The sequence below is a fragment of the Mycobacterium nebraskense genome (assembly GCF_002102255.1).
Lineage (GTDB): Bacteria > Actinomycetota > Actinomycetes > Mycobacteriales > Mycobacteriaceae > Mycobacterium > Mycobacterium nebraskense.
On the sequence record NZ_LQPH01000173.1, the window covers coordinates 1 to 21949 of the forward strand.

Annotated in this window: 24 protein-coding genes; 2 read left to right on the forward strand and 22 right to left on the reverse strand. The window is 67.3% G+C overall.

Features of this window, described 5'->3' with window-relative positions; translation table 11 throughout:
- Nucleotides 1-162 precede the first annotated feature (162 nt).
- From AWC17_RS27245 to AWC17_RS27255, 3 genes are all read right to left on the reverse strand, one after another.
- Entirely contained in the window at nucleotides 163-1041 is an 879-nt protein-coding gene (locus AWC17_RS27245) for a DUF4436 domain-containing protein (protein ID WP_046183677.1), read from the reverse strand.
- 215 nt (nucleotides 1042-1256) lie between these two features.
- A complete protein-coding gene (locus tag AWC17_RS27250) occupies nucleotides 1257-2171 on the reverse strand; it encodes a formylglycine-generating enzyme family protein (protein ID WP_046183680.1) in 915 nt (304 codons plus the stop codon).
- Nucleotides 2172-2205: 34 nt separating this feature from the next.
- Nucleotides 2206-3135 (reverse strand): DUF4436 domain-containing protein, encoded by a 930-nt coding sequence (locus AWC17_RS27255; RefSeq protein WP_046183676.1) that lies wholly within the window; start codon nucleotides 3133-3135, stop codon nucleotides 2206-2208.
- Between the two features lie 393 nt (nucleotides 3136-3528).
- Here AWC17_RS27255 and pstS point away from each other — a divergent pair, with 393 nt between their 5' ends.
- Complete coding sequence (pstS, locus tag AWC17_RS27260) at nucleotides 3529-4659, forward strand: phosphate ABC transporter substrate-binding protein PstS (RefSeq protein ID WP_046183679.1); 1131 nt, start codon at nucleotides 3529-3531, stop codon at nucleotides 4657-4659.
- Between the two features lie 3 nt (nucleotides 4660-4662).
- On the opposite strand, the gene AWC17_RS27265 is transcribed toward pstS, so the two are convergent.
- From AWC17_RS27265 to AWC17_RS27335, 15 genes are all read right to left on the reverse strand, one after another.
- Nucleotides 4663-5598 carry a DUF4436 domain-containing protein gene (locus AWC17_RS27265; RefSeq protein ID WP_046183675.1) on the reverse strand — a complete coding sequence of 312 codons (936 nt, stop codon included), beginning with the start codon at nucleotides 5596-5598 and terminating at the stop codon, nucleotides 4663-4665.
- Between the two features lie 43 nt (nucleotides 5599-5641).
- Nucleotides 5642-6259 (reverse strand): hypothetical protein, encoded by a 618-nt coding sequence (locus AWC17_RS33160; protein WP_231588552.1) that lies wholly within the window; start codon nucleotides 6257-6259, stop codon nucleotides 5642-5644.
- A gap of 34 nt (nucleotides 6260-6293) precedes the next feature.
- Nucleotides 6294-8654, reverse strand: a complete 2361-nt coding sequence (locus AWC17_RS27275; RefSeq protein ID WP_046183674.1) for an arylsulfatase — start codon at nucleotides 8652-8654, stop codon at nucleotides 6294-6296.
- A 116-nt stretch (nucleotides 8655-8770) separates the two neighbouring features.
- Complete coding sequence (gene rpsQ / locus AWC17_RS27280; RefSeq protein WP_046183673.1) at nucleotides 8771-9115, reverse strand: 30S ribosomal protein S17; 345 nt, start codon at nucleotides 9113-9115, stop codon at nucleotides 8771-8773.
- Nucleotides 9115-9348 carry a 50S ribosomal protein L29 gene (gene rpmC, locus AWC17_RS27285; protein WP_046183672.1) on the reverse strand — a complete coding sequence of 78 codons (234 nt, stop codon included), beginning with the start codon at nucleotides 9346-9348 and terminating at the stop codon, nucleotides 9115-9117. Before rpmC ends, rpsQ begins: the two co-directional genes overlap by 1 nt.
- A complete protein-coding gene (gene rplP / locus AWC17_RS27290; protein WP_007167840.1) occupies nucleotides 9348-9764 on the reverse strand; it encodes a 50S ribosomal protein L16 in 417 nt (138 codons plus the stop codon). The genes rpmC and rplP overlap by 1 nt, the downstream gene beginning before the upstream one ends.
- A 3-nt stretch (nucleotides 9765-9767) precedes the next feature.
- Entirely contained in the window at nucleotides 9768-10616 is an 849-nt protein-coding gene (gene rpsC / locus AWC17_RS27295) for a 30S ribosomal protein S3 (RefSeq protein ID WP_046183671.1), read from the reverse strand.
- Nucleotides 10616-11167 (reverse strand): 50S ribosomal protein L22, encoded by a 552-nt coding sequence (gene rplV / locus AWC17_RS27300; RefSeq protein ID WP_046183670.1) that lies wholly within the window; start codon nucleotides 11165-11167, stop codon nucleotides 10616-10618. The genes rpsC and rplV overlap by 1 nt, the downstream gene beginning before the upstream one ends.
- On the reverse strand, nucleotides 11164-11445 hold the full coding sequence (gene rpsS, locus AWC17_RS27305; RefSeq protein WP_010908582.1) for a 30S ribosomal protein S19: 282 nt from the start codon (nucleotides 11443-11445) through the stop codon (nucleotides 11164-11166). Before rpsS ends, rplV begins: the two co-directional genes overlap by 4 nt.
- A gap of 18 nt (nucleotides 11446-11463) precedes the next feature.
- Nucleotides 11464-12306: a 50S ribosomal protein L2 gene (gene rplB / locus AWC17_RS27310; RefSeq protein ID WP_046183669.1), complete on the reverse strand. Its 843-nt coding sequence runs from the start codon at nucleotides 12304-12306 to the stop codon at nucleotides 11464-11466.
- A gap of 29 nt (nucleotides 12307-12335) precedes the next feature.
- Nucleotides 12336-12638, reverse strand: a complete 303-nt coding sequence (gene rplW, locus AWC17_RS27315; RefSeq protein WP_046183668.1) for a 50S ribosomal protein L23 — start codon at nucleotides 12636-12638, stop codon at nucleotides 12336-12338.
- Nucleotides 12638-13306, reverse strand: a complete 669-nt coding sequence (gene rplD / locus AWC17_RS27320; RefSeq protein ID WP_046183667.1) for a 50S ribosomal protein L4 — start codon at nucleotides 13304-13306, stop codon at nucleotides 12638-12640. The genes rplW and rplD overlap by 1 nt, the downstream gene beginning before the upstream one ends.
- Nucleotides 13306-13959, reverse strand: a complete 654-nt coding sequence (rplC, locus tag AWC17_RS27325) for a 50S ribosomal protein L3 (RefSeq protein ID WP_046183666.1) — start codon at nucleotides 13957-13959, stop codon at nucleotides 13306-13308. The genes rplD and rplC overlap by 1 nt, the downstream gene beginning before the upstream one ends.
- Nucleotides 13960-13973: 14 nt before the next feature.
- Nucleotides 13974-14279, reverse strand: coding sequence for a 30S ribosomal protein S10 (rpsJ, locus tag AWC17_RS27330; protein WP_003873519.1), 306 nt, complete (start codon nucleotides 14277-14279; stop codon nucleotides 13974-13976).
- 351 nt (nucleotides 14280-14630) lie between these two features.
- Entirely contained in the window at nucleotides 14631-15239 is a 609-nt protein-coding gene (locus AWC17_RS27335) for a TetR/AcrR family transcriptional regulator (protein ID WP_082122991.1), read from the reverse strand.
- Nucleotides 15240-15393: 154 nt separating this feature from the next.
- On the opposite strand from AWC17_RS27335, the gene AWC17_RS27340 reads away from it, so the two are divergent.
- Complete coding sequence (locus AWC17_RS27340; protein WP_046183664.1) at nucleotides 15394-16989, forward strand: MFS transporter; 1596 nt, start codon at nucleotides 15394-15396, stop codon at nucleotides 16987-16989.
- Here the strand turns inward: AWC17_RS27340 and mftG are convergent.
- From mftG to mftD, 4 genes are all read right to left on the reverse strand, one after another.
- Complete coding sequence (mftG, locus tag AWC17_RS27345) at nucleotides 16983-18422, reverse strand: mycofactocin dehydrogenase MftG (RefSeq protein ID WP_046183663.1); 1440 nt, start codon at nucleotides 18420-18422, stop codon at nucleotides 16983-16985. The two genes, AWC17_RS27340 and mftG, sit on opposite strands and share 7 nt — an antisense overlap.
- A gap of 19 nt (nucleotides 18423-18441) precedes the next feature.
- Nucleotides 18442-19854, reverse strand: coding sequence for a mycofactocin biosynthesis glycosyltransferase MftF (mftF, locus tag AWC17_RS27350; RefSeq protein WP_046183662.1), 1413 nt, complete (start codon nucleotides 19852-19854; stop codon nucleotides 18442-18444).
- Complete coding sequence (gene mftE / locus AWC17_RS27355; RefSeq protein WP_047323362.1) at nucleotides 19851-20594, reverse strand: mycofactocin biosynthesis peptidyl-dipeptidase MftE; 744 nt, start codon at nucleotides 20592-20594, stop codon at nucleotides 19851-19853. The genes mftF and mftE overlap by 4 nt, the downstream gene beginning before the upstream one ends.
- Nucleotides 20595-20757: 163 nt before the next feature.
- Nucleotides 20758-21948 carry a pre-mycofactocin synthase MftD gene (gene mftD, locus AWC17_RS27360; RefSeq protein ID WP_047323363.1) on the reverse strand — a complete coding sequence of 397 codons (1191 nt, stop codon included), beginning with the start codon at nucleotides 21946-21948 and terminating at the stop codon, nucleotides 20758-20760.
- Nucleotide 21949: the final 1 nt, after the last annotated feature.

Here is a 21949-nt window from a genome sequence, read left to right on the forward strand (position 1 = left end):
CCACCAACAAACAAGCGCGCACGTTTACGTGAGGCAACGAATCCGCCTTCGCGCGCATCTTGAAATGAGGCAACAGGCGACAAAAGGTGGCCAAGCTTTTCTGACTGTGGATAGCTCCGCCGCGGGCAGCTCCCGAACTCGGAGGCTCGCGGGGTTCGGCGATCAGTCCCCTTGCCGGACCCAGGCAAAGATGTACAAGCTCATCGCCGTCACGAGCGCGATCAGCACCCACTGGACGATGGCTTGGTCGATCCACGAACCGGGCGGTGGTGCGCCGGGAAGGATGTTCCGCAGCGGGACGATTGCGAACAGGTTCGCGGCGTACCAGGTTGCGAACGGCGGCAAAAACTTCCTTCTGCCCAACGCCATCGGAATGGCGACCAGCAGCGCCAAGGTGGGCAGGCTGATGAGGACCAGGCAGATGCCCAAGTCGAAGATCAGCGGGCCCTTGGCCCTTCTCAAGGTGATGACCACGTTCCCGTTGTCGGTGCCGCGCTGTGTCGGGAGCGCTCCGGGGTCGTGGACGCGGTTGACGGTGATGTCCCACCCGTCCAGCTCCCCGGTCACCTCGACGCGCGCGGGCACCTTTTTCAGGTTGTCGCCCGACCCGACGAACGCGTCGGCGGAGATCGGCTCGGTCCGATAGGAATCGAACGGCCAGTTGCCCGGATCGCCGTGCGCCTCGACGGTGGTACTGAGTTGCGCCGGCGCCTTGCCCTTCGGGTAGTGCAGGTCGCCCAGGTCGCTGGTCGGATACAGCCGCACGGCCACGTCGGTGCCCAGCACGTCGAATCGGTTGTCGTACGCCGAAATGCCTGGATAGACAAGCACATTCACCGCGAGGTGCTTAGCGACCGGCTTCAACTCCTCGACCTGCAGCTGCACGATGGTGGCGTCGCCCCCGCCCTGGCTCAGGTCCAGTGGAGGGAGCGGCCCCTCGGACCTTTCGAGCCAGTGCACCCCGAACAGGGACAGCATGTAGGCCGTGACGACGACCGCCAGGACGGCCACGCCGATCACGATGCGCGGCCGCTTCGCCATATGTTTGCCGGCCGGCGGCGCAGACGGTTCCGGTGCGTCCGATGGGGGCGGCGGGCCGGCGCCGCAGGAGCCTCGGCGGTCACGGGTAGCCCACTGGTGATTCGGGGCTCGTCGAGGGCCACACGTGGTCAGATGCTAGCGAACTCGCACATACCGTGCGCGCCGACGAAGACCCCGTCACCCGCCGTCCACGCGGCGGTAACCCACTCGTCGCTTCAGCCCTGGGTGGCGCCGCCGGAAACGGGCCCTGTTTGCTGCGCGACACAGCGGAACCCGATGTGGGTGGTCGCGGTGTCCTGTGACTGCGGTGACCGCGCGGCCGGACGATACCGGTGGCAGTATTCGGGCGCGCACAGGTGCGAGCCGCCCTTTAGCGTCTGGCTGACGGTTGGATCGGCGGGCCCCGAAGGCGCGCAACAGGCCTTCGGCGGCTCATCGAGGCGGTGGTGTGCGGAGAACTTTGTGGCGGTCCACTCCCAGACGTTGCCGATCATGTCGAGCAGGCCGAACCCGTTGGGGGGAAACGTGCCCACCGGCGAAGTGCCCACCCAGCCCAGCGCGCCGTCGTTGCGGTACGGGAACCGGCCCTGCCAGGTGTTGGCCATCAGCCGACCGTCGGGGTTCGGCTCGTCACCCCACGAGTACGTCGCGGCGCTTCCGCCGCGGGCCGCATACTCCCACTCGGCCTCGGTCGGCAGCCGTCGGCCCGCCCAGCGCGCGTAGGCGGCGGCGTCGGGGTAGGCCACCTGCACCACCGGGTGATCGGCCCGGTCGGTGAGATCGCTGTTGGGCCCGAATGGATGTCGCCAGCTGGCGCCCGGCACCCAGTGCCACCATTGCCGCCAGTCACGCAGGTCGACCGGGCCCGGCGTCGGGCGGAAAACCATGGCGCCCGGGCAGAAGTCTGCCGGGTCCGCGCCCGGGTAAAGCGCCGGGTCGATCGGCTGTTCGGCGACCGTCACATAGCCTGTGGCGGAGACGAATTCGGCGAACTGCGCGTTGGTCACCGGATGCCGCTCCACCGCGAACGCGGGAAGGGTCACGGTGTGGATCGGCGCCTCTTCGGGATAAAAGCTGGTCGACCCCATGCGAAACGATCCGCCCGGTAGGTCGACCAGTTCGGTGAGCACCACTTAAGGGTATGACGACCGTTTGCGAAGCGCGTCAATCCGATTGTCGGTACCAAGTGACCATGTAGAGGCCCATGGCCCCGACGAGCGCTATCAGGACCCAGATCACCAGGGCTTGGTCGATCCACGCACCCGGCGGTGGCGAGCCGGGAAGAAAGTTACGTATCGGAATGACGGCGAACAGCATGGCGGCGAACCAGGTCACGAACGGCGGCACGAACTTCCTTCTGCCCAAGGCAATTTGGATGGCCACGGCAAACGCCAGGGTGGGTAGGGCGAAAAGTACCAGGCAGATCCCCAAGTCGAAGATCAGCGGGCCCTTGGCTCTGTGCAACGTGATGATCACGTTATCGGGGCGGTCCGACTCCTGGCTGGCTTCGCCGACGCGCTTGACGCTGACGTCCCAGCCGTCTAACGCCCCGGTCACTTCCAAACGGGCGGGGATGTATTGGCGGGCATCGCCCTGCCCGACGAGCACCTCGGCCGACATGGTGTCGGTGCTGTAGGAGTCGAACGGCCAGTTATTGGGATCGCCGTGCGCCTCGATTGTTGTGGCAACCTGCGCCGGCGACTTGCCCGCCGGGTATTGCAGGTCGCCCAGGTCGTTCGCCGGGTCCATCCGCACCGCCGTGTCGGTCTTGAGCACATCGAGGCGCTTGTCGAACATCGAATCCTCGGGTATCACAAGGACTTTCACGGTAAGGCGATTGGCGACGGCATCCAGCTTCTCGAGGCGCACCAACACAACGGTGTCGTTGGTCGCATTCAGGTCGGGCGGCTTGAGTGGCCCTGCCGATTTGGCCAGAAAGTGGACGCCAAAGAGCGAAAGCCCGTAGACGATGAGAAAAGCCACGACGATGCCCACGCCGACTGCAACGCGCCGTCCCCGCCGAGTCGGCGGAGTTGCGAGTGGCTGTTCCGAGGGCGTCGGAGGCGGCGGTGCGGGAGGCGAGTGATGGGTCATCTGTCAAACCTCGGTGGGACGGTGGGGAAGCTCCGCGTTGGGCACACGAGGAGAGATGGTAGCGAACACGTACCCTCCGCGAGGCGACATCGAAATTTCTTAATAAAGAGGCAATTTCCGCCGACCGGCCGGACGTCCGTTCGCCCCGCAGCGAAAACCCCGGGCTGGTTTTGGCGAGCCGGTCCGCAGCGGGCGGTCGCGGTAGCGCACCCGGACTAACCACCCTGTTGCGCAGTTCGAATCGATGACCCGTTCATCGGTTGTTGGTTTGCCTGTTAATTCGACGGCGGTAAATGTGACGGGTGCCGAAACGGCGTGACACGCCGAGGCCCGGCGCCATCGTGGTTTGACGGGACCATGCGCACCAAACATCGCCTGCGGGAGGCAATCAACGTGAAGCGCAACCCACCGGCGGCCGCCATCAGCCTGCTCGCTGCGGCGGCAGTGGCGGTCTCAGCATGCAGCACCGACCCGCACCCGACCCTGGCGTACGCCGCCGGCGCCAAGGTGGACTGCGGCGGCAAGCCGGCTTTGACGGCCAGCGGCTCGACCGCACAAGCCAACGCGATGACGAAATTCGTCGCCGCCTACGGGAAAGTCTGCGCCGGGCAGACCCTCAACTACACCGCCAACGGATCGGGCGCCGGGATCAGCGACTTTCTGTCCGGCAAAACGGATTTCGGCGGATCGGACACGCCATTGTCCGGAAACCAGTATGCCGCAGCCAAACAACGCTGCGGCGGTGCCGACGCCTGGAACCTGCCCGTGGTGTTCGGTCCGCTGGCCATCACCTACAACCTCGGCTCGGTCGACTCTTTGGTGCTCGACGCGTCGACGATAGCCAAGATTTTCGACGGCACCGTCACGCGCTGGGATGACCCGGCCCTCACCGCGCTCAACGCATCGATGCCCGCCGAAGAGATTCGCGTCATCTACCGCAGCGACGCGTCCGGGACCACCGACAACTTCCAGTCCTACCTGCAGGCCGCGGCCGGCGGGGCCTGGACCAAGGGCACGGGCAAGGCGTTCAACGGCGGCGTCGGCACCGGCGCCACGGGCAACAACGGCACTGCGGCACTGGTCAAATCCACCGAGGGCGCGATCAGTTACAACGAGCTGTCTTTCGCGCTGCAGCAAGGGCTTTACGCCGCCGACATCAAAACCCCGGCGAGCCGCCGGTCCTTGCGGCCGGTGCGCATCGGCACCGACACCGTCGGCAAGACCATCGCCGGCGCCAGGATCATCGGCAGCGGCAATGACTTGGTGCTCGACATCTCGTCGTTCTACAACCCAGCCCAGCCCGACGTCTACCCGATCGTCTTGGCCACCTACGAGATCGTCTGCTCCAAGTACCCCACGCTGGACGTGGCCAAGGCGGTCAAGGCGTTCCTGCAGGCCGCGATCGGACCGGGTCAGGTGGAGCTGGCGAAGAGCGGCTACATCCCGCTGTCGCCCAATTTCCAGGCCAGGGTCTCGAGCGCCGTCGACGCGATCAGCTCGGTGGAAGCACCGAATCCGGAGTAGGTGTCAGGCCTTCTTCGGAGGCTTCTTCTCGCGGGATCGCCACCAGGCGACGATGAACAGGGACATCGCGGTGACCAGCCCGATCAACACCCACAGCACGACGGCTTGGTCGATCCACGAACCCGGCGGTGGGGAACCGGGGAGGAAGTTGCGCAGCGGGACGACGGCGAACAGCAGCGCCGCGAACCACGTTCCCAATGGCGGCAAGAATGTGGTCCGGCCCAAGGCCATCGGAATGGCCACCCACAACGCCAGCACCGGCAGCGCGATGAGGACCAGGCAGATGCCGACGTCGAAGATCAGTGCGCCCTTGGACCTTTGCAACGTGATGATCAGGTCATCCTGCACATCGGGGTTGGCGTCTTCGGGGTCGTGGACGCGGGTGACGGTGACGTCCCAGCCGTCCAGCTTTCCGGTCGCCTCGACGCGGGCGGGTACCTTTTCGCGGCTTGCGCCGGTACCGGTGAACACGTCGGCCGCGATCACCTCGGTCTTGTAGGTGTCGAACGGCCAGTTGGCGGGGTCGCCCTGCGCCCGGATCGTCGTGCTCACCTGCGCCGGGGCTTTCCCTACCGGATACTGCAGGTCGCCGAGGTCATTGTCGGGATACAGCCGCACCGCCGCGTCGGTGGTCAGCACCCCGAAGTTCTTGTCGTACAACGAATCCTTGGGATAGACGGTCACATTGACCGTCAGGCGGTTCGCCACGGTATCCAGCTTCTCCAGGCGTACCTGAACGACGCTGTCGTCGGCCTCCACCTTGCTCAGGTCTACCGAGGGAAGCGCCGGCGCCGACTTTGCCAGCAGGTGCACGGCGATCAGCGACAGGACGTAGATGACGATGAGGGCCACGACGATCCCGAAGGCTATCGCGATTTGCCGGCCCCGGTGGGCTGCGGGCGTCGGCGGCGCGGGAGGCGCCGGAGTCCCGGCGGTCATTGAGGCATCACGGGCCAGATGCTAGCAGGGGCAACGACAATTTTCAGGGGATCATGACGGCGAATTGCTGCATTACCGTAGATTTAGCCGCGTCGAAACCGGGCGCTTTGCCGGGCCCCTCCAGATGGACGACCACCAGATAGGCCTGGGTGTTCGTCCAGACGTGAGCGATGCGGTCGGCGAAGTCGTTTGCTCCGGACCCCCCGCCGGTACCAGTGAGCAGCTGGCTGCTGTAGCCGCAGAACTGGGCGGCCGTCACGGTGACTTTGACTCCCGGCCTCGCCGTTCGCAACTCGGCGGCGTAGCGCAAGAATGCCCCGCCGGGATCGAGGTTCGTGCGGGTGATGGTCACCCGCACCGACATTCCGTCCGGGCCGGCCGACGTCAATGCGACGTCACCGGTGCCGGGGGTCGAACTCCAGCCGTCCGGCAGCGGGAGCGTGAGCACGGGTGCCACCGGATCCGCCACCGACGCTTTGGTCATGGAGCCGCTGGCGGGCGGCGGCGGAAAACACGCCAGGGCATTGGGCGGAATGTGGTCGGGCAGCGTGGCTTCGACGCCCGGCACCGGCTCGGCCGGGTCGGGCAGTCGCGTGGTCGAGGTCGTCGACGAGGCGGTCCCACCCATGGCGGTGCCGGCGGTGGTCTTCTCGCACCCCACCGCCGAGACCGTCAACAAGCACAGCGCCAGAACTTCAGTCGCGCGAAAAGGCAAGCGCAATTTCAGCTTCCACGTCTACATAGGGGCGGCCGGACATGTCGACGGTGACCTGCGCGATAGTGCCCCCGGTGAACAAGAACGGCGCCTTGTAGCGACTGCACACTCCCGAGCCGCCGTTGCGCCCGACGGTGATACCGGCGCCCGCGATCCCGAACGTTCCGGGATGGGTTTGCACATCCGCGAGCGTGCCGACCACTTCGTCGTCGATGAACAACGTGACGTCGCCGAGCGGCGTGTGGCTGTTCGGCACGGTTCCGGTCCGCGAATAACTCACGCCGAGCAGATGCCTGCCCAGCGGCACCGCGCCCGATGAGGAGACCGTCTGCTGCCGCTCGCCCAGGAAGTTGTAGACGTAATGCAGGCGTCCGTCCTGGATGAACAGCACGTGCCCGCCGTGGGCGCCGCCCTGCTTGAACACCACGCCTTCCGCGCCGGTGGTATCCACGGTCACCTCGGCCAGCACCGAGAACGACCGGCCGCGGATCTCCGCGGCGGCGCCGCTGCCCACGTCCGCGCAGTCGGGATAGTAGATATAGCTGGCCCGTTCGCCGACGAGGTACGGGCGGAACCGCGCCATCGTCTCCAGGATGTTCAGGTCCGAGAGCGGCAGCCCGTTGTACTTGTCGGCTTCGGAGAACCACAGCGCCTTGAGTTCTTCGAGTTTGTCCGCGTGCTCGGCGGCCAGGTCGTGGCACTGGCTGCGGTCGGCCTCGATGTGGAACAGCTCCCAGCGGTCGGCGTCGAAGTGCGACCACCCGGCCGGCGTGGCCGGATGGACGGCGTTGGCGAACCAGCCCTGATGCCATATCCCGCGGGTGCCGAGCATGGAGTAGAACTGGGTCTGCTTCCCGGTGTCGGCGGTCGGATCGGCAAGGGCCGCTTTGAAACTTACGCCGTCGAGCGGCTTCTGCGGGATGCCCCGGACGGTGTCGGGCGGTGTCATGCCCAGCAGGTCGTAGACCGTGGGCGTGATGTCGCAGACGTTGACGTAGTTGTCGCGGATTTCCCCGTGTGCGGCAACACCATTGGGCCACGAGATGATCGCCGTGTCGGCGATGCCGCCCTCGTGCGACGCGTACCGCTTGTACAGCTTGTACGGGGTGTTGAAGGCCATCGCCCAGCCGATGGGGTAATGGTTGTAGGTCTGTGGGCCGCCGAGGTGGTCGAACAGCTTCATGCTCTCTTCGACGGTGTCGATGTAGCCGTTGAAGAACTTGCCCTCGTTCACCGAGCCGTTCGGGCCGCCCTCCCCGCTGGCGCCGTTGTCGGAGATCACCACGATCAGGGTGTTGTCCAGTTGACCGGATTCCGCCAAATAGTCCAGGATCCGTCCGATTTGGGCGTCGGTGTAGCTCAGGAAACCGGCGAACACCTCGGCCATCCGGGAGAACAGCTTCTTCTCTTCGTCGCTCAGCGAGTCCCAAGGCCGCACGGTGTCCTGCAGGGGCCACGGCTCGCCGTTCGGGCCGGTGACATCCGCATACGGATTGACCGGCGACAGTTCGGTGTCCGGCGGCACGATGCCCATCGACTTCTGCTTTTCCAGCACGACCTCGCGGTAGGCCTCGTAGCCCATGTCGAAGCGGCCGGCGTAGCGGTCGGCCCATTCTTTGAAGACGTGGTGCGGCGCGTGCCCGGCGCCCGGGCACACGTAGCTGAACCACGGCTTGTCCGGTGCGATGACCTTGGCGTCGCGGATGAATTCGATGGTCCTGTCGGCGATGTCCTTCGATAGGTGATAGCCGTCTTCCGGTGTGCCGGGCGGGTTGACCGGATGGTTGTCGTACACCAGGTCGGGATACCACTGGTCGGTCTCGCCGCCCAAGAAACCGTAGAACCGCTCGAAGCCGCGCGACGTCGGCCAATGTCGTTTCGTGGAAGCCAGATTGGATTCTTCGAGCGGCGTCAGGTGCCACTTGCCGATGCAGTACGTGTTGTAGCCGCGCTCGGCTAGCACTTCGGAGAGCAGAGCGGTGTCGAACGGGATGCGACCGTTGGCATTGGGGAACGCGTCGGTGAACTCTTCGATGGTGGCCATGCCCACCGTGGTGGCGTTGCGCCCGGTGAGCAACGACGCCCGGGTCGGCGAGCACAGCGCGGTGGTGTGGAATTGCGACAGCCGCACACCGCGCTCGGCGATGCGGGTCATGGCGGGCATCTCGACCAGGCCGCCGAAACAGTCCCACGTCGCAATGCCGGTGTCGTCCCAGACCAGGTACAAGATGTTGGGCGAGTTCTCCGGTGCGGTCGGCGCGGCGTACGGGCCCCAGTCGGGCTCGGAATCCCGGATATCCAGCTCGATCTTGCCTTGAAAGTCTCGCGAGTCAGTGGACATGCGCCGAGCGTAACGCGACCGCGAACATTCCGATCTTTTTTCGCGCTGGCGTTACGCTCGGCAATGCAAAACGCCCGAGACCACCAGGTCTCGGGCGTTTCGATGTCGCTTTGGGGCTACTTGGCCTTCTCGAGAATTTCGACGAGCCGCCACCGTTTGGTCGCCGACGTCGGACGCGTCTCCATCAGCGAGACGCGGTCGCCGATGCCTGCGGTGCTGTTCTCGTCGTGCGCCTTCACCTTCTTGGTGGTACGGATGATCTTGCCGTACAGCGGGTGACGCACGCGGTCTTCCAGCTCGACCACGATGGTCTTCTGCATCTTGTCACTCACCACGTAACCGATGCGCACCTTGCGCCGGCCGCGCACCTTCGGATTGGCCGGAGTGTGCTTGGCGCCCTTCTCTTTCGAGCCGGCGTCCTTCGCGGCCGCCTTCGGAGCCGCCTTCTTCGCTTCTGCCATCACGATTCCTTACCGTCGGGCCCGGAAGCCAGGCCCAGTTCTCGTTCGCGCAGCACGGTGTAGACGCGCGCGATCTCCTGACGCACCGTGCGCAGCCGGCGGTTGTTGTTGAGCTGCCCGGTCGCCATCTGGAAACGCAGGTTGAACAGCTCCTCCTTGGATTCGCGCAGACGCTCCGCCAGCTCCTCGTCGGTGAGCTCACGCAGTTCGCCAGGCGAAATTCCCACTGCCATCAGAACTGATCCTCTCGAGTCACGATGCGTGCCTTGATCGGCAACTTGTGGATTGCGCGGGTCAGTGCCGCCCGAGCCACCTGCTCGTTGGGGTAGCTCAGCTCGAACAGCACGCGGCCCGGCTTGACGTTGACCACCCACCATTCCGGCGAGCCCTTACCAGAACCCATCCGGGTTTCGGCGGGCTTCTTGGTCAGCGGGCGGTCCGGGAAGACGTTGATCCACACCTTGCCGCCACGCTTGATGTGGCGGTTGATGGCGATACGCGCGGACTCGATCTGCCGGTTGGTGACGTAGGCGTGCTCCAGGGCCTGGATGCCGTAGTCACCGAAGTTCACCGCCGTGCCGCCGCTGGCGATGCCGCGCTGGCGGGGGTGGTGCTGCTTACGGTGTTTAACCCTGCGGGGAATCAACATGATTCAGCTCTCCGTGCTCTGCGGTTCTTCAGCGGGCGCGGTCTCAGCTGCAGCCGCGGTCTCAGCTGCAGCGGCTTCTTCGGCGCCCGCGGCGGCGCGGCCGGCCTCGGTGCTGGTCGCCGTGGTGCCCGACGCACCGCTGCGCCGGGGACGCGTACCCGACGGACGCTCGCGGCGCGGACGATCGGCGCCTGCCGGAGCCGCCACGGCCAATTCGCGCTTCCCACCGACGATATCGCCCTTGTAGATCCACACCTTCACACCGATCCGGCCGAAGGTGGTCTTGGCCTCGTAGAGGCCGTAGTCGATGTCGGCGCGCAGCGTGTGCAGCGGCACCCGGCCCTCGCGGTAGAACTCCGACCGGCTCATCTCCGCGCCGCCGAGGCGACCCGAGCACTGCACCCGGATGCCCTTGACGTTGGGCTGACGCATCGCCGACTGAATGGCCTTACGCATGGCGCGGCGGAACGCCACGCGGTTGCTCAGCTGCTCGGCGACGCCCTGGGCCACCAGTTGCGCCTGCGACTCGGGGTTCCTGACTTCGAGGATGTTGAGCTGAACCTGCTTGCCGGTCAGCTTTTCCAGGTCCGCACGGATGCGGTCGGCCTCGGTGCCGCGGCGGCCGATGACGATGCCGGGGCGCGCGGTGTGGATGTCGACCCGCACCCGGTCGCGGGTGCGCTCGATCTCCACGTCGGCGATGCCGGCGCGCTCCAGCCCGGTGGACAGCAGCCGGCGGATCGCGACGTCTTCCTTGACGTAGTCCGAGTACTGCTTGTCGGCGTACCAGCGGGACTTCCAGTCCGTTGTGATGCCCAGCCGGAAGCCGTGCGGATTGATCTTCTGGCCCACTAGTCTGAGCCTCCCTTCGCCTCAGAAGTCTCAGACGTAGTTTTCTTGGCCGGAGCGGACTTCGCCGCGGCTTTCTTGGCAGGTGCCTTCTTCGCCGGCGCCTTCTTGGCCGCCGCTTTCTTGGCGGGTGCCTTTGCGGCGGCCTTGCTGGCCTCGGCGCGGCGGGCCCTCGTCGACTTCGCCGAACGCTGGTCCTTGACCGGCCGGCTCTCCACCACGACCGTGATGTGGCTGGTGCGCTTGCGGATCCGGAACGCGCGACCCTGGGCGCGGGGGCGGATGCGCTTGGCGGTCGGGCCCTCGTCGGCGTACACGGTGGCGACCACCAGGGTGGCCGGGTCCAGCCCGTTGTTGTTCTGCGCGTTCGCCGCGGCGCTGGCGATCACCTTGGCCACCGGCTCACTGGCGGCCTGCGGCGCCCAGCGCAGGATGTCCAGCGCGTCGGCCACCGACCGGCCGCGCACCAGGTCGATCACCCGGCGCGCCTTCGTCGGTGACACCCGCACGAACCGCGCTTTGGCGACCGCCGACGGGAATTCAGTTATGGTCATCGCCGTTTGGCCTTCCGGTCGTCCTTGATGTGCCCCTTGAAGGTGCGCGTCGGCGCGAATTCACCAAGCTTGTGACCGACCATCGCCTCGGTGACGAACACCGGGACGTGCTTGCGTCCGTCGTGGACGGCGAAGGTGTGACCGATGAAGTCCGGAATGATCGTCGAACGCCGAGACCAGGTCTTGATGACCTGCTTGGTGTTCTTCTCGTTCTGGACGTCCACCTTCTTGAGGAGGTGGTCGTCGACGAACGGGCCCTTCTTGAGGCTGCGTGGCATGTGCTACTCCTGAGCTTCCTAGCGACCGTGCTTCTTGCCGGTGCGCCGGCGCCGGACGATGAGTTTGTTGCTGGCCTTGTTCGGGTGGCGGGTGCGGCCCTCCGGCTTGCCCCACGGGCTCACCGGGTGGCGACCACCGGAGGTCTTACCCTCACCACCACCGTGCGGGTGGTCGACCGGGTTCATGACCACACCACGGACCGAAGGGCGCTTGCCCTTCCACCGCATCCGGCCGGCCTTGCCCCAGTTGATGTTTGCCTGCTCGGCGTTGCCCACCTGGCCGACCGTGGCGCGGCAGCGCACGTCGACGCGGCGGATCTCACCGCTGGGCATACGCAGCGACGCGTAGGTGCCCTCCTTACCGAGCAGCTGGATGCTCGAGCCGGCGGACCGCGCCAGCTTGGCGCCACCGCCCGGTCGCAGCTCCACGGCGTGGATCACGGTACCGGCCGGGATATTGCGCAGCGGCAGGTTGTTGCCCGGCTTGATGTCGGCGTTCGCGCCCGACTCCACCACGTCGCCCTGCGAAAGGCCCTGCGGCGCGATGATGTAACGCTTCTCGCCGTCGAGGTAGTGCAGCAGCGCGATGTTGGCGGTCCGGTTGGGGTCGTACTCGATGTGCGCGACCTTGGCGTTGACGCCGTCCTTGTCGTTGCGACGGAAGTCAATCACCCGGTAGGCGCGCTTGTGGCCGCCACCCTTGTGCCGGGTGGTGATCCGGCCGTGTGCGTTACGGCCACCGTGACCGTGCAGCGGGCGCACCAACGTCTTCTCCGGCTCCGACCGGGTGACCTCGGCGAAGTCGGACACGCTGGAGCCGCGGCGGCCGGGGCTCGTCGGCTTGTACTTACGAATTGCCATGTCTAATCAGGTCTTTCTCTCGCGCGCGGCTAGGCCGGGGCCCCGAACAGGTCAATCGGCTTGCTACCCGGCGCCAGCGTGACGATGGCCCGCTTGGTGCCCTTGCGCTTGCCGTATCCCGTCCTGGTGCGCTTGCGCTTGCCCTGCCGGTTCGCGGTGTTCACCGATGCGACCTTGACGGAGAAGATCTTCTCGATGGCGATCTTGATCTGCGTCTTGTTCGAATCGGGGTGCACCACAAAGGTGTACACGTTCTCATCCAGGAGCCCGTAGGACTTTTCCGAGATGACCGGGGCCAGGATGATGTCGCGGGGGTCGGTGATGGTCGCCATCAGGCCGAAACCTCCTCGGTGCTCGCCGTGTTGCCTGCGATGTAGGCGTTGAGCGCCTCCACGCTGAACACCACGTCGTCGGAGCGCAGCACGTCATAGGTGTTGAGCTGGTCGGGCGTCAGGATGTGCACACCGGGCAGGTTGCGCACGCTCTTGGCGCCGGCCTCGTCGCTGCGGCCGATCACGATCAGCACCTTCTTGCGGTCGGTCAGCGTGCCCAGAAACGCCTTGGCGTTCTTGGTCGACGGGGTCTGACCCGACACCAGCTCGGTGACCGCATGGATGCGCCCGTTGCGTGCCCGGTCCGACAACGCGCCGCGCAACGCCGCGACGATCATCTTCTTGGGGGTGCGCTGGCTGTAGTCGCGCGGCTTGGGGCCGTGCACGACGCCACCGCCGGTGAACTGCGGGGCCCGCGTCGAACCCTGACGGGCACGACCGGTTCCCTTCTGCCGGTAGGGCTTCCGCCCACCGCCGCTGACATCGCCACGGGTCTTGGTCGAGTGCGTGCCCTGCCGCGCCGCCGCCCGCTGCGCGGTGACCACCTGGTGCATCAGCGCGATATTGGCCGGGGCGTCGAACAATTCGGCCGGCAACTCGACGGAGCCCTCGACCTTGCCGTCCGGCGTCTTGACGTCAATCCTGAGTGTCTGGCTTTGTGCCGCCATTACTTCTCACCTCGTTTGATCGCGCTGCGGACCACCACGAGTCCACCGGTGCGGCCGGGGACCGCACCCTTGATCAACAGCACGCCGTTCTCGGCATCAACCTTGTGCACCACCAGGTTCTGCACGGTCACCCGGTCGTTACCCATCCGGCCGGCCATCCGCGTGCCCTTGAAGACGCGCGCGGGAGTGGCGCAGCCACCGATGGAACCCGGCCGACGGTGCACCGCCTGGGCACCGTGGCTGGCGCCCTGGCCGCGAAAACCGTGGCGCTTCATGGTGCCGGCGAAGCCCTTGCCCTTGGAGGTACCGGTCACGTCGACAAAGGCGCCGTCGGCGAAGATCTCCGCCGTCAGCTCCTGGCCGACTTCGTATTCGCTTGTCGCGGCCTCGTCTTCCAGCCGCAACTCGGCGAGGTGCCGGCGCGGGTTCACGCCCGCGGCGCTGTACTGACCGGTCACCGGCTTGTTCACCTTGCGAGGGCTGATTTCGCCGTAGGCCAGCTGCACGGCGCTGTAACCGTCACGCTCGGGTGTGCGGATACGGGTGACCACGTTGGGCCCCGCCTTGACCACCGTCACCGGGACGACCCGGTTGTTCTCGTCGAACACCTGCGTCATGCCCAGCTTGGTACCCAGAATGCCTTTTCTTGCCATGAGTTCTGGATCTCCTACTGGATGTTGACGTCGACACTGGCCGGAAGGTCGATGCGCATCAGCGCGTCGACGGTCTTCGGCGTCGGGTCGAGGATGTCGATCAACCGCTTGTGAGTACGCATCTCGAAGTGCTCCCGCGAGTCCTTGTACTTATGCGGAGAGCGGATGACGCAATACACATTCTTCTCAGTCGGCAGCGGCACCGGACCTACGACACTGGCACCCGTGCGGACGACGGTCTCGACGATTTTGCGCGCCGATGCGTCGATGGCCTCATGGTCGTAGGCCTTGAGCCTGATGCGGATCTTCTGTCCCGCCACGCTTCTCCTACCCTCACTCCACTTACAAAAATCCGTGTCCGGACCTGGTGCTCCCAGCGCGCTGATCGAGCCCGGGTCAATCCCGGGCCGATCGAGCGTCGCGCCGGATACTGCGCCGCTGTTTACCTGTCGTGGTCCACCGGCCCCCGCGGTCGGGTGTGTCACCCTCACGCAGCCTGGACCGCGGCTGAATTGTCGCGCTCCAAGGATGGGACCGACGCGCCCGTTTGGGCGCTCGTCGTATGCCCCGACCAGGCGTGAACCTGGCCCAAGGCAACCTGAACAGTATGCCCTAGAACATGGGTTTGGCCAAATCCCGGGCCAGGGCCTTCGACCTGCTTGTTTGGGGCCTCAGGCACCCGCCGGTTCGACGCTCGCCGCGCCGGCCCGGTTGTGTGCGCGTTGAACATAGAGGAAACCGTCGACCGCGGCGAGCGCGCACTCGCGGTAATCGAAGTCGGGAAGCGTGGACAGGCGCCCCAGGACCAGGGGGCCGATCAGCATGGCGATGGCCCGGGACCGGTCCACCTCGCCCAGCTCGGCGGCCTCCGGGCTGTCGAAGATGGCGTCGAACGGCGCCGCGTACTGCTGGGCGATGCGCTCACGCAGTGTGGTGATCGCCGCGCTGTCGGTGGCTTGACTGTCGCGGGGTTCCGGCAACTCGTCCAGGTCCCTGCCCAGGGCCAACCACGACATGGCCGTCATGACCGCGGGCGCCTGGGCCACCGACTCGGCCTGGGCCAGCACCACAGCCACCAGGCGATCCCGCAGCGAACCCTCGGCCGGGGGTGTGGGCGACGGCGGGATCAGGCTGTTGAAAGCCGCTGCCAGCAAATCGTTTCCGCTCGGGAAGTGGCGATACAGCGTGGCTCTCGCTACGTTGGCGGTACGGGTGACCGCGTCGACGGTCACCGCGCTGGGACCCCCGGAACGCAGCAACGCCGCGGCGGCCTCGAGCAAGCGGGCCCGCGAGCGTGCTGGACGGGGATCGGTAGTACCGCCAGTAATTGTGACCCACCTCCTGTTTGGAAACGAGACTATCGGTCTACCTACAAGACTGTTGGTCTCGAATGGTCTCGAAACTTCCCAACGCCACCGTGAGGAGGCGCATCACATGGTCGAAACCCTGGTCCGGCCTGACCAGCGTACTGATGCAGTCAGCATCGGCGGTAGCCCCCGAGCGCGAAACTGGACGCTGGCCGTCGCCTGCATGGGTGTCGCACTTGTCGTCGCGTCGATGACGGCGTTGAACACCGCGCTGGGAGACCTCGCGGTGGCCACCTCGGCCACGCAGTCGCAGCTGAACTGGATCGTCGACGGATACACCGTGGCCCTGGCGTGCCTGCTGTTGCCCGCGGGCGCGATCGGCGATCGCTATGGCAGGCGCGGTGCCCTACTGATCGGCCTGGTGGTCTTCTCGGTCGGCTCGATGGCGCCGGCGATGCTGCACAGCCCGGCGCAGATCATCGCCGGCCGCGCGGTCGCCGGGATCGGCGCCGCATTCGTGATGCCGGCGACGCTGTCGCTGCTGACCGTGGCCTATCCCAAAGACGACCGCACCAAGGCGGTCGGGATCTGGGCCGGGACGGCGGGATCCGGCGGCGTGCTGGGCATGATTGGTTCCGGCCTGCTGCTCCGCTCTTGGGACTGGCACGCGATCTTCTGGTCCCTGGGGGCCGCCGGGCTGGTGATCTTCGCGCTGGCCTGCACCGTCGCCTCGTCACGCGACAGCGGCGCCCCCCGGATCGATTCGCTGGGCGCGGTCCTGATCGGAGCGGCGGTCGCGATCGCCGTGGCCGCGATCCTCGAGGCGCCGACCCGCGGATGGGGCGACCCGCCGGTTTGGGCCGGGCTCGTCACGGGTGCGGCGCTCGCCGCGGCGTTCGGTGTCGTCGAGCTGCGCCTCGCGCGGCGCACCAGGCAACCCCTGCTCGACGTCCGGTTGTTCGCCGACCCGAATTTCGCCACGGGCGTCGCCGCGATCGTCATCCTGTTCGGCGCGACGTTCGGGTTCTTCTACATCGGCATGCAATACGTGCAACAGATCATGGGCTACTCGGCTCTGGCGACGGCAATCGCCTTCGGCCCGTTCATGGTGCCGCTGGGCATTTTCTCGGCGCTGTCGTTCTGGTACGTGCCCAAGCTGGGTCTGCGGCTGGTGCTGTTCATCGGCACGCTGCTGATGGCGGTCGGCTTCGCGTGCATGTATCGGCTGAACCTGCACGCGTCTTATCTTGAATTCGCCTGGCCGACACTGATATTGGCCACCGGCATCGGAATCTGCACGGCACCGACGACGTCGGCGATCATGGGAGCGGTGCCCGACGAGAAGCAGGGCGTCGCCTCCGCGGTGAACGATACGTCCCGCGAGATGGGCGGCGCGTTGGGGATCGCGGTGGCGGGTTCGATTCTGGCCGGCCGCTATTCGCACGAGCTCGCCCCGAAGTTGGCGGGCTTTCCTGAGCCCGTTCGCGGACCGGCCACCGATTCGTTGGCCAAGGCCGTCGAGGTGGCGGGCAGGATGGGACCAGGGGGTCGCCCGCTGGCGGACATCAGCAAGACCGCGTTCCTGGCGGCGTTGCACGCGTCAACCATCACGATGGCGGTGATCGTCGCCCTCGCCGCCGTGCTGATCGCGGTTTGGGCGCCCGGGCGCGACGGCCGGCAGCTCAGGCCGGTACGCGGGATGCTGTCTCGCCGCCATCACTGAACGAATCCCGCGGCCCGGTGCCCGAGCATCACGATGGTGGCGTGCGGCCCACGGCTGGTGATGGTGGGCAAGATCGAGCCGTCGATCACCCACAGGTTGTCGATCCCGTGCACCCGGCAGCGATGATCGACGACGGCCCGCGGGTCGGTATCGGGACCCATCGGCGCTGTGCCGCATAGATGTTGCGAGGTGGACCATACCGGAGCGCCGACATACGTTGCGGTACCGGCCAATTCCCGGGCTACGGCGGCCCCGCGGCGCAGCGCCGCGACGTCGTCGGGCTCGCTGTCGTAACGATGCTCTATTCGGGGGGCCACGTCGGGATCCGCCGACGCCAGCGTGATGCGCCCGCGCGCCCTCGGCTGCATGAGCGCCACCCCGATGTGCGGCCAGTCGGCGTGTCCGGCGGTGCCGTCCCCGGTCATCGCGACGAATCCGCCCGTGTAAGGCCTGATCTCCACGTCATCGGCGGTGCTGAGCACGACCTCGAGCACCGGCCGGCCGGGGGCAACCGTCCAGTCGGTGGGCAACACCCACTCGGGGTGATCACTGAACGACGTCCCCACCGGAAGTGGAATCACCACGGGGACGCCGACGGCCCGCAGCCCGTCCTCAGCCCCGATGCCGGAGAGCATGAGCAGCTGCGCCGTCTGAATGGCACCGGCGCACAACACGATCCGGTCGGCGGTCATGGCGATGCGGCCGTGCGGGCCGATCGCGTCGACACCCACGGCCGCGGTGCCGGTGAACCGCAACCGCGCCGCGCGTGTCCGCGCGTGCAATGTCAGATTCGGCCGGCCCAGGGCCGGCAACAGGAATCCCGCGCCCGATCCGGTACGCACGCCGTCGACGATGTTGAGCGGGACGGCGCCCATCCCCGAAACCGGCTCGGGCCCAGCGTCATTGAGATCATCGATCCAGTCGAACCCGGCGCGCTGCGCGGCAGCGATGAAACGCTCGGTGGTCCCGGTCATTTCGTGGGTGCGACGCACCCGGATGGGGCCGCTGCCGCCATGGGCCGGACCGCTGAAATCGAGGTCGGTCTCGATGGCGCGGAAGCTGTCGAGGACATCGGGCCAGGCCCAGCCGGGTAGCGACAGGCGGTCGAAGTCGCGCGGCAGTCCCCGACAGAAGTAGCCGCCGTTGATCGCACCCGAACCGCCGACCGTCGCCCCACGCACGATCGGATGCCGGCGCACGGGTCGATCGGTCAGGCTGGTCTGATAGCGCCGCACCAGTGGACTGCCGGCCCCGATCGGCAGCTGCAACCCGTTGGCGGTTTGAGCGAGCAATCCCGGATCATCGAGGGCCGGCCCCGCCTCGAGGAGGGTCACCGCGCAGCCGGGATCGGCGGAAAGACGTTCGGCAACAACCGATCCAGCACTGCCGGCACCGACGATCAGCACATCGCTGTGCGGGGCGGCCTTACTCAACGGCGGGTCAAGGTGGCGGCTAGCTGCGAATCTGGGGTTTCAGCGCGCGCAGGTTGCGCTCCCGCAGCACGCCCCACCACAGCCCGAGGCCGTACGCCAGGTCGTCGACGCGCTTGAGCAGCAGATAGGTCAGCAGGCCGATCGGCTCGGCGTCGTCACCGATGGCGTCCCGGCGGCGCAGCCAGTCCACCACGCCGTCCATGATCGCCGCGACCAGCACGACACGTCGGAAATGTCTCGACAGCGTGGCGGCGACCAGTGCCAGCGGCCAGTAGTGGCGGCACAGGGCCGACGCCAGCTGCAGCGCCGCCGACGACAGGCCGCGGGCCGCGATCACCACCACGTCGGTGATCGACGTCTCGGCGCCGCGCATCGCCCTGGCGATCCGGCGACCGGTCAGGACGGCGAGGACGACGGACGCCAGCCGGGACAGGCTGGTCCCGAACGCCATCAGGATCCAGGTCATCAGCGCCCAGCCGGAGATCACCACCGGCGCCGTCTTGTCCGGGTGGCGCACCGAGAGCGGGGCCGCCGAACCGCCGTAAAACGCCTTGCGCGCGAGCCAATCCCGCAGTTCCGTGCGGTGGTCGTGGGCGACCAGCGCGATGGGCTCGTAGCGCAGCCGGGCGCCGGCTTCGATGAGCCGCCAGCACAGGTCGACGTCCTCGCCGGATTGCAGGGTCTCGTCGAACCCGCCGACACCGCGGAGGGCGGAGCAGCGACAGATGATCGCGGCGCTGGGCACGTAGGACACCGTGCTGTGGGGTAGCACCGGCGCTTCGCGCTCGCCGAGGTCGAGCGACGAGTGCACCGCCTCGTAACGCGCCACCACGTTCTCACTGTGCGACAAACCGACGATGCGCGGCGCGGCCAGGGCCACGGTGGGGTCGCAGAAATGCCCGAGCAGCGCCTCCAGCCACCCGCGCCGTGGGGCGACATCGGAATCCAGGAATGCGACGTAGTCGGTGGTGCAGGCGGCCAGCCCGGTGTTGCGAGCCGCTGCCGGTCCCCTGCTGCGGGAGTGCCGCAACACTTCGACGTCGCAGTGCGCGCCGACGAAATCTTCCGGCTCGATCGGCGGGAACGACCCGTCGTCCACCACGATGACCCGCAGACCGCGCAGCGAACTCACCAGGCGCCGCACTCCGGACAGGTTGTCCCGCACCGGAATTACCACGGTCACGTCGCGGTGCGACGGGCCGCCGGCCGGCCGCGGATGCGCCACCGTGGCGTCCAGCAGCGTGCGGGCCAACTGCGCGCTGATGTCGTCGCGCACCTTCAGCCGGCCGTCGCACAGCAGGTCCTGGGCGGCCGGCGCCAGCTTGAGCAGCCGGGTCGGCGAACCGCCGAGCAGCGCGGAGCCATCGCCGAGCACCCGCACCCGGCGATCGACCTGGACGGCGAAGCCGTCGGGCAGCCGGGACGGGCTCATGTCAGCATCCCGTCGCGCCCGGGTGACCACCGGGCCACTCGGCGGACACAGCCGTCGACCATCTCGGCGAGGATGCGCTGGCCCTCGGCGGCGGTCGCGGTGGTCGGGTCTCCCAACACACCCACGGGGCTGACCGCCGCGACTCCCCCGCGGCGCATCGACGGGAGCAATTCGGGCAGCGGCGCCGGGTTGCCGGTGAGCCACCGGTCGGTCCGCACGTCGCCGGGCGAGATGTGCAGCAACAGCGAGGTTTCGGTGTGCCCGGCGTGGGCGTCGCCACCGGTGGCCAGGCATGGGCACCAGCCGGCGTCGCGGCCCTCGACCCGCAGCCGCGCTACCGCGGCGGTCAGCGCGGCGACGTTGCCGCCGTGGCCGTTGACGAAGACAAGGCGCCGGGCCCAGCTCGCGGCCGACCGGCCGTACTCCACCAGCAGCATCGTCAGGGCTTCGGTACCGATGGAGATCGTTCCGGCGAAACTCTGGTGCTCGCCGCTGGCGCCGTAGGCGATGGCCGGCGCCACGCACCAGTCGCGCTCGAGGCGCGCCTCGAGACCGGCCCGGGCGCCGCGGGCGACCGCGGTTGCGATCCGGGTGTCGGTATCCAACGGCAGGTGCGGACCGTGCTGTTCGGTCGACCCCAGCGGGATCATTATCGACGGCGAGGTGCCCGATAGCTGGCTTGACGTTGCCACTGCCAATTCGCCTAGTACGGGCACTCGGTGATGGTAGGACGAATTCACCTGGCGTGCACCGGTTGTTGTCCCGCGAAAACGATTTTTTTCTGCCTGGTTCATCGAACGTTCGAAAATTGTGCTCGTTCGTCACGGGTACCCCGTGTGTACCACGATTTGCGGGCCGCCGTCATTCCGGACAAATCTGCCCGGGATATCGGCATTTAGCTGGTCAGGCGTTCCCGGTGGACGGCACACCCAGCGCCCGGGCGAAGCCGGGCGGCACCAGGATGTCGTCCGGTCCGAGGTCGTGGACGCTGGCGTGGCCCAGACCCATCAGCGCCGAGTCGATGCCCCCGCTCAGGATGTCGAGTACGTTCTCGACGCCCGCCTGGCCGGCAGCGGCCAGGCCCCACAGGTACGCGCGGCCGATCATCACCGCGCGCGCCCCGAGCGCCACGGCCTTCACGACGTCGCTGCCGCGGCGGATGCCGCCGTCGAGCAGCACCTCGACCTGGTCGCCGACCGCGGCGGCCACCGCGGGCAGGGCGCGGATCGACGCCGGCGTGCCGTCCAGGTTGTTGCCGCCGTGGTTCGACACCGAAATCGCCGAAACCCCGGCATCCACAGCCCTTTTCGCGTCATCGACGCGCATCACACCCTTGAGCATGAACGGACCGCCCCACAGTTCACGTAGCCAGGCGATGTCTTCCCACGTCGGGGGCGGCGTACCCATCCATTCCCCGTAGGCCGCGAAGAAGGGCGGCCCGGGCTCACCGCGGCGCCCCTGGTTGGGCACCCGCAGGTCCGGCGGCCGCAGAGTCTTGCCGTACTTCCACAGCCAGCGGGGCTTGAAGACCGCCTCCGGAGACTGCCGCAGGATGGTTCGCAGGTTCATCTCCTCGGGGATCTTGGGACTACCCCAGTCGCGACCGTGTGAGAACGACCAGTCGGTGGTGACGATCAAACCGACCGCGCCGGCCTGGCGCGCGCGCTCCACCCGCTCGGCGATCGCGTCGCGCCCGCCCAGCCAGTACACCTGGAAGAAGACCTTGGGGTTTGCGGCGATGACTTCCTCGATCGGCTTGCTGGCGAAAGAGGACAGGCCCATCGCCGTCCCCCGCGCCGCCGCGGCCCGCGCAACGGCGACCTCGCCGTCGGGATCGACCGCCTGGACACCGGTTGGCGAAATCAGCACCGGCATCGAAATGTCTTGTCCCATAACGGTGGTCGATTGGTCGCGCTTTTCGGGCGCGCCGACGACATGGGGCGCGAACCCGAGTTCGCTGAACGCCTCGACGTTGTTGGAGACGGTGATTCCCTTTTCACTGCCCGCGACCAGGGCCGAGTAAACGGATTTCGGTAGCCGCCGCTTCGCGCGTTGCTGGGCGATGGCTACGGTTTCGAACCATTGGTCGGCCATG